General features: G+C 70.9%; 12 protein-coding genes. All 12 read right to left on the bottom strand.

Features of this window, described 5'->3' with window-relative positions:
* On the bottom strand, window positions 1-640 hold a 640-nt coding region (locus tag SGA01_RS19895), incomplete at its 3' end, for an adenosylhomocysteinase (protein ID WP_141297793.1).
* Window positions 633-1,511 carry a methylenetetrahydrofolate reductase [NAD(P)H] gene (metF, locus tag SGA01_RS19890; protein ID WP_141297792.1) on the bottom strand — a complete coding sequence of 293 codons (879 nt, stop codon included), beginning with the start codon at window positions 1,509-1,511 and terminating at the stop codon, window positions 633-635. The genes SGA01_RS19895 and metF, both read right to left, overlap by 8 nt.
* Window positions 1,508-4,963 carry a methionine synthase gene (gene metH / locus SGA01_RS19885; RefSeq protein ID WP_255325222.1) on the bottom strand — a complete coding sequence of 1,152 codons (3,456 nt, stop codon included), beginning with the start codon at window positions 4,961-4,963 and terminating at the stop codon, window positions 1,508-1,510. Before metH ends, metF begins: the two co-directional genes overlap by 4 nt.
* Complete coding sequence (locus SGA01_RS19880) at window positions 4,960-5,943, bottom strand: carbohydrate kinase family protein (RefSeq protein ID WP_141297791.1); 984 nt, start codon at window positions 5,941-5,943, stop codon at window positions 4,960-4,962. Before SGA01_RS19880 ends, metH begins: the two co-directional genes overlap by 4 nt.
* Window positions 5,944-5,946: 3 nt before the next feature.
* Window positions 5,947-7,155: a methionine adenosyltransferase gene (gene metK / locus SGA01_RS19875; RefSeq protein WP_141297790.1), complete on the bottom strand. Its 1,209-nt coding sequence runs from the start codon at window positions 7,153-7,155 to the stop codon at window positions 5,947-5,949.
* The gene (locus SGA01_RS19870; protein ID WP_141297789.1) at window positions 7,152-7,403 is read right to left on the bottom strand and encodes an acyl carrier protein; all 252 of its coding nucleotides are present in this window, start codon (window positions 7,401-7,403) and stop codon (window positions 7,152-7,154) included. The genes metK and SGA01_RS19870 overlap by 4 nt, the downstream gene beginning before the upstream one ends.
* A 19-nt stretch (window positions 7,404-7,422) precedes the next feature.
* Entirely contained in the window at window positions 7,423-7,884 is a 462-nt protein-coding gene (gene acpS / locus SGA01_RS19865; protein WP_141297788.1) for a holo-ACP synthase, read from the bottom strand.
* Between the two features lies 1 nt (window position 7,885).
* Window positions 7,886-8,824, bottom strand: a complete 939-nt coding sequence (locus tag SGA01_RS19860) for a class-II aminoacyl-tRNA synthetase family protein (protein WP_141297787.1) — start codon at window positions 8,822-8,824, stop codon at window positions 7,886-7,888.
* A gap of 43 nt (window positions 8,825-8,867) precedes the next feature.
* Window positions 8,868-9,761, bottom strand: a complete 894-nt coding sequence (locus tag SGA01_RS19855; RefSeq protein WP_141297786.1) for a diiron oxygenase — start codon at window positions 9,759-9,761, stop codon at window positions 8,868-8,870.
* Window positions 9,762-9,790: 29 nt separating this feature from the next.
* Entirely contained in the window at window positions 9,791-10,834 is a 1,044-nt protein-coding gene (locus SGA01_RS19850) for a class I SAM-dependent methyltransferase (RefSeq protein ID WP_141297785.1), read from the bottom strand.
* Window positions 10,831-11,673 carry a class I SAM-dependent methyltransferase gene (locus SGA01_RS19845; RefSeq protein ID WP_141297784.1) on the bottom strand — a complete coding sequence of 281 codons (843 nt, stop codon included), beginning with the start codon at window positions 11,671-11,673 and terminating at the stop codon, window positions 10,831-10,833. Before SGA01_RS19845 ends, SGA01_RS19850 begins: the two co-directional genes overlap by 4 nt.
* A 91-nt stretch (window positions 11,674-11,764) precedes the next feature.
* Complete coding sequence (locus SGA01_RS19840) at window positions 11,765-12,307, bottom strand: MaoC/PaaZ C-terminal domain-containing protein (protein ID WP_055642115.1); 543 nt, start codon at window positions 12,305-12,307, stop codon at window positions 11,765-11,767.
* Between the last annotated feature and the right edge of the window lie 19 nt (window positions 12,308-12,326).

Genomic DNA, 12,326 nt, shown 5'->3' with positions numbered 1-12,326 from the left:
CGGGGAAGAGCAGCGCTCCCTCGCGGTGCATCTCGTACAGGCGGTGGACGCCCGTCGTCGTCTCCTCCGTGACGCCACGGATGCCGGCGGCGATCGTCGACCAGTCCAGGGTGGTGGTGCGGAGCAGCTCCAGGATGACCCGGTGCTCGTCGTTCTCGGCGGTCGACGGGTCCGGGACCGCGCCGGCCTTCTGGTACTCCACACCCTTGTGGACGAGGACGGTGGCGTCGCCGCCGTCGTCGAGGATCATGTTGGGGCCGTCCGCGTCCGGCCAGGTCAGGGCCTGCTCGGTGCACCACCAGTACTCCTCCAGGGTCTCGCCCTTCCAGGCGAAGACCGGGATCCCGGCGGCGGCGATCGCGGCGGCCGCGTGGTCCTGCGTCGAGTAGATGTTGCAGGACACCCAGCGGACCTCGGCGCCGAGCGCGACGAGCGTCTCGATGAGGACCGCGGTCTGCACGGTCATGTGGAGGGAGCCGGTGATCCGCGCCCCCGCCAGCGGCTGTGCCTCCGCGTACTCGCGGCGGATCGACATCAGGCCGGGCATCTCGTGCTCGGCGAGGGTGATCTCCTTGCGGCCGAAGGCGGCGAGCGAGATGTCGGCGACCTTGTAGTCGTGGAAGTCGAATGTGTCAGACATGTGCGGCAACTCTCCTTGCGCTCAAGATGGTTCGGTGGATTTCCGGGGCCGCCGTCGACCTGTTCAGCGTGATGTAGTGCAGTCCCGGCGCGCCCTCGTCGAGCAGCCGCAGGCCCATCGCGGTCGCGTGCTCGACGCCGATGCGGTACGCCGCCGCCGGGTCGTCCTTCGCCGCCTCCAGGCGGTGCGCCAGGTCCTCGGGGAAGGCGGCGTCGCTCAGCTCGGCGAAGCGCCGGATCTGGCGGACGTCCGTCGCCGGCATGATCTCCGGGATGATCGGGGTGTCACAGCCGGCGGCCGCCACCCGGTCCCGCAGCCGCAGGTAGTCCTCGGGGTCGAAGAACATCTGCGTGATGGCGTAGTCCGCGCCCGCCCGGCACTTGGCGACGAAGTGCGCCAGGTCGTCGGCCGGACCCGCCGACCTGGGGTGACCCTCCGGAAAGGCCGCCACCCCGATCCGGAAGTCGCCCAACGAGCGGACCAGCTCCACCAGTTCGTACGCGTACGTGAAGCCCTGCGGGTGCGGTGTCCATGCGCCGCGCGGATCGCCCGGCGGGTCCCCGCGCAGCACGAGCACGTCCCGCACGCCCGCGTCGGCGTACGCGCCGATGATGGCCCGCAGTTCGGCGACCGAGTGCCCGACGGCCGTCAGGTGCGCGACCGGCCGCAGCGTCGTCTCGGCCGCGATCCGCTTCGTGACCTCGATGGTCCGGTCGCGGGACGAGCCGCCCGCGCCGTACGTGACCGAGACGAAGTCCGGCGACAGGGCCTCGACCCGGCGGATCGCGTCCCACAGGGTCCGTTCGCCCTTGTCCGTCTTCGGCGGGAAGAACTCGAACGAGAAGGTGGGGTTCACGCACGTCGTACTCATCGCCGCCCTCCCGCGTTGAAGTAGCTCGCCTCCGGGTGGTGGACGACGATCGCGTCCGTCGACTGCTCGGGATGCAGCTGGTACTCCTCCGACAGCTCGACCCCGATCCGCTCGGGGCGCAGGAGCGCGGCGATCTTCGCCCGGTCCTCCAGGTCCGGGCAGGCCGGGTAGCCCAGCGAGTAGCGGCAGCCCTGGTACTCGGTGCGGAGCATGCCGTCCAGGCCGGTGGGGTCGCCGTGGGCGATGCCCCAGTCGGCCCGTACCCGGGCGTGCCAGTACTCGGCGAGGGCTTCCGCCAACTGGACGGAGAGGCCGTGGAGTTCGAGATAGTCGCGGTAGCGGTCGGCGGCGAAGAGCCGGGCCGTCTCCTCGCCGATGCGGGAGCCGACGGTGACGACCTGGAGGGCGACCGCGTCGACCTCGCCGGATTCCTCGGCGCGGTGGAAGTCGGCCAGGCAGAGGCGGCGGCCCCGCTGCTGGCGGGGGAAGGAGAAGCGGGTCCGCTCGCCTCCGTCCTCGTCCAGGACGATCAGGTCGTCGCCCTTGGACACACAGGGGAACCAGCCGTGGACGACGGCTGCTTCGACGAGGCCTTCGCGCTCGATCCGGTCGAGGAGCGCCCGCAGCCGGGGCCGGCCCTCCGTCTCGATCGTCTCGGCGTCCTTGAGGCCCCACTGGCCCTTGAAGAGGGCCGTCTCGTCGAGCCAGGGGGCGTACTCGGCGAGGGGGATGCCCTTGACGACCCTCGTCCCGAGGAAGGGGGGCTCGGGGACGGGGTTGTCGGCGGCGACGTCGGAACGGCCGGCCGGCTCGGGCTCCCGCACCTCCGCCAGGGGCTCGGTGCGTTTCGGCACCCGGCGCTGCTTGAGCGGCGGGAGTACGGCTCCGGGGACGCCGCGCTTCACGCCCATGAGGGCGTCCATGAGGCGCAGGCCCTCGAAGGCGTCGCGGGCGTACCGCACCTCGCCCTCGTACAGCTCGTGGAGGTCCTGTTCGACGTACGCCCTGGTCAGGGCCGCGCCGCCGAGGATCACCGGGTAGGTGGCGGCGAGGCCGCGGCCGTTCAGCTCCTGGAGGTTCTCCTTCATGATCACGGTGGATTTCACGAGGAGGCCCGACATGCCGATGACGTCGGCCCGGTGCTGTTCCGCCGCTTCCAGGATCGCGGAGACGGGCTGCTTGATGCCGATGTTGACGACGTTGTAGCCGTTGTTGGAGAGGATGATGTCGACGAGGTTCTTGCCGATGTCGTGGACGTCTCCGCGGACCGTGGCGAGGACGATCGTGCCCTTGCCCTCCGCGTCCGACTTCTCCATGTGCGGTTCCAGGTGCGCCACCGCCGTCTTCATGACCTCGGCGGACTGGAGCACGAACGGCAGCTGCATCTGACCCGAGCCGAAGAGCTCGCCGACGGTCTTCATGCCGTCGAGGAGGACGTCGTTGACGATCTCCAGGGCGGGGCGCTCGGTCAGGGCGGAGTCCAGGTCCGCCTCCAGGCCGTTCTTCTCGCCGTCGATGATCCGGCGCTTGAGCCGCTCGTCGAGTGGCAGCGCGAGGAGCTCCTCCGCCTTGCCCGCCTTGAGGGACTTCGCCGTCGCGCCCTCGAACATCTCCAGGAACCGCTGGAGCGGGTCGTAGCCCTCCCGTCGCCGGTCGTGGATCAGGTCGAGCGCCACCTCGACCTGCTCCCGCTCCAGGCGGGCGATCGGCAGGATCTTCGACGCGTGCACGATCGCGGAGTCCAGGCCGGCCTTCACGCACTCGTCGAGGAAGACCGAGTTGAGGACGATGCGCGCGGCCGGGTTCAGGCCGAAGGAGATGTTCGAAAGACCCAGGGTCGTCTGCACGTCCGGGTGGCGGCGCTTCAGCTCGCGGATCGCCTCGATCGTCGCGACGCCGTCGCCCCGCGACTCCTCCTGGCCCGTGCAGATCGTGAAGGTGAGGGTGTCGATCAGGATGTCCGACTCCCTGATCCCCCAGTTCCCGGTGAGGTCGTCGATGAGCCGCTCGGCGATCGCCACCTTCGCGTCGACCGTCCGGGCCTGGCCCTCCTCGTCGATCGTCAGCGCCATCAGCGCCGCGCCGTGCTCCTTCGCGAGGGCCGTGACCTGCGCGAACCGCGACTCGGGGCCGTCACCGTCCTCGTAGTTGACCGAGTTGACGACGGCCCGGCCGCCGAGCTTCTCCAGGCCGGCCCGCAGCACCCCGATCTCGGTCGAGTCGAGGACGATCGGCAGGGTGGAGGCCGTCGCGAACCGGCCCGCCAGCTCCGCCATGTCCGCCGTGCCGTCGCGGCCCACGTAGTCCACGCACAGGTCGAGCAGATGCGCGCCCTCGCGGATCTGGTCCCGCGCCATCTCGACGCAGTCGTCCCAGCGGCCCTCCAGCATGGCCTCGCGGAACTTCTTCGACCCGTTGGCGTTGGTCCGCTCGCCGATCGCCAGGTAGGCGGTGTCCTGCCGGAACGGCACGTGGCTGTACAGGGAGGACGCGCCCGGCTCGGGCGTCGGCCGCCGGTCCAGGACGGCCGCGCCGCGCACCCGCTCCACGATCTCCCGCAGGTGCTCCGGGGTCGTCCCGCAGCAGCCGCCGACCAGCGCAGGACCGTACTCCCGTACGAACCTCTCCTGGGCGTCGGCCAGTTCGGCCGGGGACAGCGGGTAGTGGGCGCCGTCGGAGGTGAGGACGGGCAGACCCGCGTTCGGCATGACGGAGATCGGGATGCGGGCGTGCCGGGACAGGTGCCGCAGGTGCTCCGCCATCTCGGCGGGGCCCGTGGCGCAGTTCAGGCCGATCATGTCGATGCCGAGCGGTTCGAGCGCGGTCAGTGCCGCGCCGATCTCCGAGCCGAGCAGCATCGTGCCCGTCGTCTCGACGGTGACCTGCACGATCACCGGCAGGTCCACGCCGACCCAGTCCAGGGCGCGGCGGGCGCCGATGACGGCCGCCTTCGTCTGGAGCAGGTCCTGCGAGGTCTCGATGAGGAGGGCGTCCGCGCCGCCCCGGATCAGGCCCTCCGCGTTCTGCTGGAAGGCGTCGCGGAGGGGCTCGTACGTGACGTGGCCGAGGGTCGGCAGCTTCGTACCCGGTCCCATGGAGCCGAGGACCCAGCGGGGGCGGCCGTCGGCGGCCGTGTGCGCGTCGGCGGTCGTCCGGGCGATCCGGGCGCCGGCCTCCGACAGCTCGTACACCTGGTTCTCGATGCCGTACTCGGCGAGCGCGGCGAGGTTCGCCCCGAAGGTATTGGTCTCGACGCAGTCCACGCCGACCGAGAAGTAGGCGTCGTGGACGGAGGCGACGATGTCGGGGCGCGTGAGGTTGAGGATCTCGTTGCAGCCCTCCAGCTGCCGGAAGTCGTCCATCGTCGGGTCGGCGGCCTGGAGCATCGTGCCCATCGCCCCGTCGGCCACGACGACCCGCGTCGCGAGCTCCTCTCGGAGGGAACGCCTCACGTCAGCCCCCTCAGATGTGTGACGAGCGTGGCCGTGCAGCCCACCCCGTACGTCGTCCTGATCCGGTCCAGGAGGGAGTCCCGGTGCAGCCGGTACTCCTGCGTCCCCACGTAGTCGAGGACGGTCGCCGCGACCGCGCAGCCCAGCTGCGCCGCGCACCGCTCGGGCACGCCCCACAGCGTCCCGGCGAGGAAGCCCGCCCGGAAGGCGTCACCGACGCCGGTCGGGTCGACGACCCCGGCGACCTGCACCGCCGGGACGGCGAGCGTCGGGCGGTCGGCGCCGTGGATACGGACGCCCGCCTCGCCGTGCGTCGTGACCCAGGTGCCGACCCCGCGCAGCACCTCGGCCTCGCTCCAGCCGGACTTCTCCAGGAGCAGGGCCGTCTCGTACTCGTTGGTGAAGAGGAACCGCGCCCCGTCCACCAGCTCCCGCACCTGCTCGCCGTCCAGCCGCGCGAGCTGCTGCGACGGATCGGCGGCGAAGGGGATCCCCAGGTCACGGCAGGTGCGGGTGTGCCGGAGCATGGCCTCGGGGTCGTCCGGGGAGACCAGGACCAGTTCCAGCCGGCCGGTGCGCGCCACGACGTCCCGCAGGTCGATCTCGCGCGCCTCGGCCATCGCCCCCGCGTAGAAGGTGGCGATCTGGTTCTGGGCCCGGTCGGTGGTACAGACGAAGCGGGCGGTGTGGAGCTTCTCGCTGACGCGCACCGAGTCGGTGTCCACACCGTGGTCCTTCAGCCAGACCCGGTACGGCTCGAAGTCGGCCCCGACCGCGCCCACGAGGGCGGGGCGCAGCCCGAGGACTCCGAGCCCGAAGGCGATGTTCGCTGCCACTCCGCCGCGCCTGACCTCCAGGTTGTCGGCGAGGAACGACAGGGAGACCCGGTCCAGCCGGTCGGCGAGCAGCTGCTCGCTGAACCAGCCGGGGAAGGTCATCAGATGGTCGGTCGCGATGGATCCCGTGACAGCGATACGCATGGTCTACGCCCCCGCTGCCTTCTTGAGGGCCTCCACGCGGTCCGTGCGCTCCCAGGTGAACTCGGGGAGCTCGCGGCCGAAGTGGCCGTAGGCCGCCGTCGCCGCGTAGATCGGCCGCTTGAGGTCCAGGTCGCGGATGATCGCGGCCGGGCGGAGGTCGAAGACCTCGCTGACGGCCTCCTGGATCGTCACGTCCGGGAGGGTGCCGGTGCCGAAGGTCTCCACGAAGAGGCCGACGGGCTCCGCCTTGCCGATCGCGTAGGCGACCTGCACCTCGCAGCGGCGGGCGAGACCGGCCGCGACGACGTTCTTCGCGACCCAGCGCATCGCGTACGCCGCGGACCGGTCGACCTTCGACGGGTCCTTGCCGGAGAAGGCGCCGCCGCCGTGCCGGGCCATCCCGCCGTACGTGTCGATGATGATCTTCCGGCCGGTGAGGCCGGCGTCGCCCATCGGGCCGCCGACCTCGAAGCGCCCGGTCGGGTTGACCAGGAGCCGGTAGCCGTCGGACTCCAGGGTGACGCCCTCCTCGACGAGCTCCTTGAGGACGTGCTCGACGACGTACTCGCGGACGTCCGGGGTGAGCAGGCCCTCGACGGAGATGTCGGCTGCGTGCTGCGAGGAGACGACCACCGTGTCGAGGCGGACCGGGCGGTCCCCGTCGTACTCGATGGTGACCTGCGTCTTGCCGTCGGGCCGCAGGTACGGCACGGTGCCGTTCTTGCGGACCTCGGTCAGCCGGCGCGACAGGCGGTGGGCCAGCGCGATCGGCAGCGGCATCAGCTCGGCGGTGTCGTCGCAGGCGTAGCCGAACATCAGGCCCTGGTCGCCGGCGCCCTGGGCGGCCAGCTCGTCGCCCGTGCCTTCCACTCGGGACTCGTACGCCGTGTCCACGCCCTGCGCGATGTCCGGGGACTGGGCACCGATGGACACCGAGACGCCGCAGGAGGCGCCGTCGAAGCCCTTCGCGGAGGAGTCGTAGCCGATGTCGAGGATCGCCTCGCGCACCAGCTTCGCTATCGGCGCGTACGCCGTGGTGGTGACCTCGCCGGCGATGTGCACGAGACCGGTGGTGATCAGGGTCTCGACGGCGACGCGCGAGGACGGGTCCTCGGTGAGCAGCGCGTCGAGGATCGTGTCGCTGATCCGGTCGGCGATCTTGTCGGGGTGGCCCTCGGTGACGGACTCCGAGGTGAAGAGGCGGCGGCTCATGCCTGGGCCTCCGCCGGGGTCTTGAAGAAGTGCTGCTCGATCGCGCCGAGGGTGCGGATCGACTCGACCTCGAGGGTCTCCATCTGGATGGCGGTGCCGCTCTCCTGCTCCAGGAGGAAGACGAACTCGACGAAGGACAACGAGTCGATGAGCCGGTTCTCGATCAGGTCGAGGTCGGAGGCGATGTCGTCGCGCTCGGGGTGACGGTCGAGGATCCAGTTCTTCACCGTCTGCAGGCCGTCGGCCATGGTTGATCTCCTTTAGCTGCTACTGGATGGGTGTGGCGGGGGCAGGAGCGGGAGCGGGGGCGGGAGCGATGATCGGGGCGGCCACCGCCACCGCGTAGTCCACGTCGTGGCTGATGGACACGGTGATCTCGGTGATCCCGGACTCGGCGGCCATCTCGGCGGCGGCCCGGTGCAGCTCCACGAGCGGCCAGCCGCCCTCGGAGCGCCGTACGACGATGTCCGGCCAGGGCAGGAACCTGCCCCTGACCCGTAAGGTCTTGAAGGCCGCTTCCTTGGCCGCGATCCGCCCGCACAGGCTCAGGACGTCGAGCCCGGAGGACGTACGGCAGTCGGCGAGCTCGCCGGGGGTGAGCATCCGCTCGAAGAACAGCTCGCCGTATTCGGCGAGGAGCCTGCGGACACGGTTGACGGACACGATGTCCATGCCGAGGTTCGCCCACCCCAGGCCGCCCGCCGGCGGGGCGGCGGGACGGGCCGGCACGTCAGATCACCGGCCCGGCCGTGCTCGCACCGGCCCGCATACGGGCGTTCGCGTCGAGCACCGCCCGGGTGGCGGACTCCCAGCTGCCGTGCCGCCGGGTCAGTGCGGACAGCCATCGCTCCAGGCCGAAGGCGACACAGCTGGTGAAGGCCGGCCCGCCGGTCGACTCCAGGGTGATGTCGCAGCGGTCCCCGAAGAAGTTCCGGTGCGTGTTGACCGAGGCGATGGCCAGGTCCTCGTACAGGAACTCGTACTTCACCGGGGTGAGCCGCTGGAGGACCGCCTTCGAGCTGCCCTTGTCGAAGAAGGGGTCGCAGGCGGCCTCCTTGCGCAGCGGCAGGTCGAGCGCCGTCGCGAAGGCCTGGATGCGGGAGGTGAAGTCGGCGAGGTGCGTCTCGGCGTGCTCGCGCGCGCCGATGGCGACGATCTCCCGCATGCGGAAGCCGAGTTGGCGCCGCATGCCTTCGTAGTGGGTCTCCTTGCGGAAGCACCAGGAGCAGATCGTGACGAGGGTGTCGTCGGCGACCCGGGTGCCCTGGTGGTCGAGGTAGACGGCGTAGCAGGACGCCGAGGGCAGTCCGAGCGCGGCCGGTTCGAGGGCGTCGCTCGGGAAGCAGCCGGTGTCCGCGGAGAAGGGCGTGGTCGCGCGGCGCTCCAGGTCGAGCGGGGCGGCGACGACGGCCTGGTGGGGGAAGTTGTCGTAGTAGTCCAGCCTGGCCAGGTCGGCGGCCGGCAGGAGCGGGGGCATGGTCATCGGGCGGGCGCCCGCGGTCACGCCCCAGCCTTCGAAGGTGTCGTCGAGGAGCCGCAGGAGGCGGGTCCCCTCCGGGCCGAGCGAGGGCAGGCCCCGGGTGGTGCCCGGTCGCTCGCGCCGCGTTCGGTCCTCGGTCTCCCCGACTGCCTCGGGGGCCCCGGCATGCGCGGGGGTCGTCACGGTCATGATCTCTTCACCTCTCGGGTGGGAGGTCTCGGGAGGGGCCCGCTCAGACGACGGGCAGGGTGTCGTCGGAGAAGATCCCGGTCTTCAGGAAGAAGGAGAGCGGCTTGCGGATGGCCTTGCGCTCGTGCGGGCGGCGGCGCTCGTCGGCGACCAGCGAGTTGCGCAGGGCCAGCGGGTCGGGGATGCCGGCGTCGCGGTAGACGTGCGGGTTGTAGAGGGAGTTGGTGCTGTAGACGACGTACCGCTTGAGGTACGCCTCCACCTCCCGCACCCGTTCGGCACTGACCGACTGGCACATGCGGCTGTAGAGGAGCGAGACCAGTTCACGGCCGAAGGCGATGTGGCGGGACTCGTCCTGGTGGTGGATGCGGTTGACCTCGCGGATGGTGTGGCAGAGGGAGTCGTCCTTCGCCATCCGGGCGTTGTAGTGGTCGACCAGCTCCTCGAAGAAGAGGATGCGGGTGAAGACCAGGAAGTTCTCGACCTCCGGCTCCCAGGCCGCGTCGGCGCGCATCGCGGTGGAGCCGTAGATCTTGTGGCCGTAGCGGCGGCAGAACTCGGAGAAGAACCACATGTGTTCGTTCTCCTCACCGATGAAGTGGTGGAAGAAGTCCGAGGGGACCTCGAAGCCCGGCATGTGGATGCGGCCGACGACCTCGATGAGGAGCTCGCGGATGCCGTGCACGTTGAGGCTGTAGAAGTTGATGGACTCCCACTTCGACAGGCGCTGAAGCGTTTCCTCACCGAGGGTGTCGTAGTGCTCGGTGCCGTAGACGGTGAGCAGCTCCGGCGTCATCCAGAAACGGTTCTCCTCCAGCGTCTCGGGCCACTGGAAGGTCTGGTACGGGTTGTAGTAGTCCTCGACGGAGCGCTCGCTGAGCCGCTCCAGGACTTCCATGAACCGGTCGGTGACCGGCAGCGGGGCGGACACGCCCATGATCTGGCTCCTTGGAATGGGGGCTGCGGCTACGGCCGGACTTCGTACACCGCGTTGACCGCGGTCTCCGTGGCGCGCCGCCAGCGGGTGAAGCCGGCCTCCTCCGCGATGGCCCGGAAGGCCTTCTCGCCGGAGTGGTTGCCGAGGGCGTGCGGGCCGCGCTGCGCGACCGCGACCGGCAGGCACATCACGGCCGACAGGGCCATGAACATGCGGGCGGCGGGGGTCTGCGTGTCGATGTCCTGCGGGGACACGTTCGACTCGACGAGCATCCAGGTGCCGTCCGCGTCCAGGGACTTGTGGACGTGCTGGGCGGCGGCGACCGGGTCGCCCATGTCGTGCAGGGCGTTGAAGAAGCACACCAGGTCGTAGCCGGAGCCCGGGTAGTCGTCGGCCGAGGCGACCTCGAAGACGACCCGGTCGGAGAGACCGGCCTCCTCGGCGAGCCCGCGGGCGATCGAGATGGCCTCCTCGGAGTAGTCGAAGCCGTGGACCGTGGCCTCGGGGAACGCCTTGGCGATGAGGAGGGTGGTGTGGCCGACGCCGCAGCCGACGTCCGCGACGGTGCCGCCGGCGGAGAGCTTGTCGGTGACCTGGTGCAGGGCGGGCAGCCAGTCCGGGACGAGCTTGTGCTCGTACGTCGGCTGGAAGAAGGAGCCCATACCGGTGTCGAGGGCCGCGTCGTGCTCGGCCCAGCCCACGCCGTCTCCGGTGCGGTACGCCTCGACGAGCAGGTCCTCGGTGGCGTACAGCGCCTTGAGGGCGGTGAAGAACCCGGCGGCATAGGTGACGGCCTGCGGGTCGGCGAGGACCTCGACGTGGTCGGCGGGGAGCGTGTACGTGAGCGAGCTGGGGTGCCGCTCGACGTACCCGGCGGAGAGCTGGGCGTGCAGCCACTCCTCGATGTACCGCTCGTTCGTGCCGGTCGTCTCCGCGAGCTGCCCCGCGGTGAGGGGGCCCCGCTCGGCCAGGGCCGTGTAGAGGCCGAGGCGCTGGCCGAGGGCGACGGTCAGACCCCGGACGGCCGCGCCGGCGTCGGTGATGACCCGCTGGTGGAAGTCGTGGGCGCTCATGCCGCCTCCTCCTCGCTGTGGGTGGGCGTGTCGCAGGTGAAGAGGAACGACCTCGGCACGCCGGGGAGGGCGCGCGGGGCGACCTGGTAGGGCCAGCGCTCGAAGTCGGCGCCCTCCTCACCGGGCTGCCTGACCTCCCGTACGGCCCAGCCGCAGTCGTCGAGCAGCGCCTCGGGCTCCTCGGTGCCGAAGAGCCACGGGTTGCCGTCGTCCTTCAGGGCCTGGAGGAAGGTGCGGGCCAGCGGGTTGACCAGGGCGGCCCGCGAGATGACGTCGCCGAGCAGCACGGAGCCGGGCGCGGAGTGCGCGGAGAGCGTCGAGATGAGGCCGCGTACGGCCTGCTCGGGCAGGAAGAACAGCAGGCCCTCGACGACCCACAGGACGGGCTCCTCGCTCTTCCAGCCCGCCTCCTTCAGGAAGCCGGTCCAGTCCTGGGTCAGGTCGACGGGGACGGTGACGCGGGTGCGGCCCGCGGGCTGCGGCTCGTCCGCCAGCATCTCGGCCTTGGCGGCGAGCAGCGCGGGGCGGTCCAGCTCGTAGACGGTGACGCCGTCGGGCCAGGGGAGCCGGAAGAAGCGGGTGTCCATGCCGGCGGCGAGGAAGACGACCTGGCGGATGCCCCGCTCCTCCACCGCCTTGACGATGGCCCGGTCGAGGTAGGTGGTGCGGATGGCGAGGAACGGCACGATGCCGCCCCCGTCGTAGCGGTCGAGCAGTTCGAAGCCGATCTGGTCGGCGACCGTCCGCGCGTAGGGATCGGCGAACAGCCGGTCCTCGCGCTCGGTCTCCAGGGCGCGCGCGGCGGCGGTCCACTGGGCGGTGCGGGATACGGCCTCCACAGGAGGTCCCCCTTCACTGGCGAACAGGGTGGGAAGAATCGGGTGGGAGCATGCGGACGGCCGTGTTCAGGGCCTGGCGGAGGACGGTCCGTCAGGAACTCATGGCCGGAACAGCGCTCTTCGCCGCCGATCGCACACAGGCGACGGGGTCCTCGGCCGCGGGCATCGACGACAGATGGCCGGCCTCGGAGTCGGTGGGGCGTCGGCGGAAGATGCTGTGCAGGATCATGCTGAACACGGCCGTCCCGTCGGCGGCCACCAGGGTGCACCGCGGTTTGACGGTGCCGGTGGTGCGGTTGAACGGCGACGGGGTGGAGCCGAGGATCTCGACGCGCGCGGTGAGGACGTCGCCCGGGCGGACGGGCCGCAGGTAGCGGACCTCGTCGATGCCGGGCGAGCCCATACAGGCGCTGTAGGCGAGCAGGCCGTCCACGTACCGCCGCATGAACATCGACTGCGTGTGGAAACCGCTCGCGATCAGGCCGCCGAACTGCGAACCCGCGGCGAGCTCGGGGTCCGTGTGGAAGGGCTGCGGGTCGAAGCGCCTGCCGAACTCCAGCACCTCCTCCACCGTGACGGTGACGGCGCCCAGTTCGTGGACGTCGCCGGGTCGGAAGTCCTCGAAGTAGCGCATCGCGCGCCCCCCTTGACCT

Origin of the sequence: Streptomyces gardneri, assembly GCF_006539185.1 — a bacterium.
Classification (GTDB): Bacteria; Actinomycetota; Actinomycetes; order Streptomycetales; family Streptomycetaceae; genus Streptomyces; species Streptomyces gardneri.
Note: the sequence above shows the minus strand (reverse complement) of the source record. Positions and strands in the feature narration are given on the sequence as shown.

What these genes read in the sequence shown, in the direction of transcription:
- metK (WP_141297790.1), bottom strand. Translation starts at nt 7,155, where the DNA reads ATGAGCCGCCGCCTCTTCACCTCGGAGTCCGTCACCGAGGGCCACCCC.
- SGA01_RS19860 (WP_141297787.1), bottom strand. Translation starts at nt 8,824, where the DNA reads ATGACCGTGACGACCCCCGCGCATGCCGGGGCCCCCGAGGCAGTCGGG.
- metF (WP_141297792.1), bottom strand. Translation starts at nt 1,511, where the DNA reads ATGAGTACGACGTGCGTGAACCCCACCTTCTCGTTCGAGTTCTTCCCG.
- SGA01_RS19880 (WP_141297791.1), bottom strand. Translation starts at nt 5,943, where the DNA reads ATGCGTATCGCTGTCACGGGATCCATCGCGACCGACCATCTGATGACC.
- SGA01_RS19855 (WP_141297786.1), bottom strand. Translation starts at nt 9,761, where the DNA reads ATGGGCGTGTCCGCCCCGCTGCCGGTCACCGACCGGTTCATGGAAGTC.
- SGA01_RS19850 (WP_141297785.1), bottom strand. Translation starts at nt 10,834, where the DNA reads ATGAGCGCCCACGACTTCCACCAGCGGGTCATCACCGACGCCGGCGCG.
- SGA01_RS19840 (WP_055642115.1), bottom strand. Translation starts at nt 12,307, where the DNA reads ATGCGCTACTTCGAGGACTTCCGACCCGGCGACGTCCACGAACTGGGC.
- SGA01_RS19870 (WP_141297789.1), bottom strand. Translation starts at nt 7,403, where the DNA reads ATGGCCGACGGCCTGCAGACGGTGAAGAACTGGATCCTCGACCGTCAC.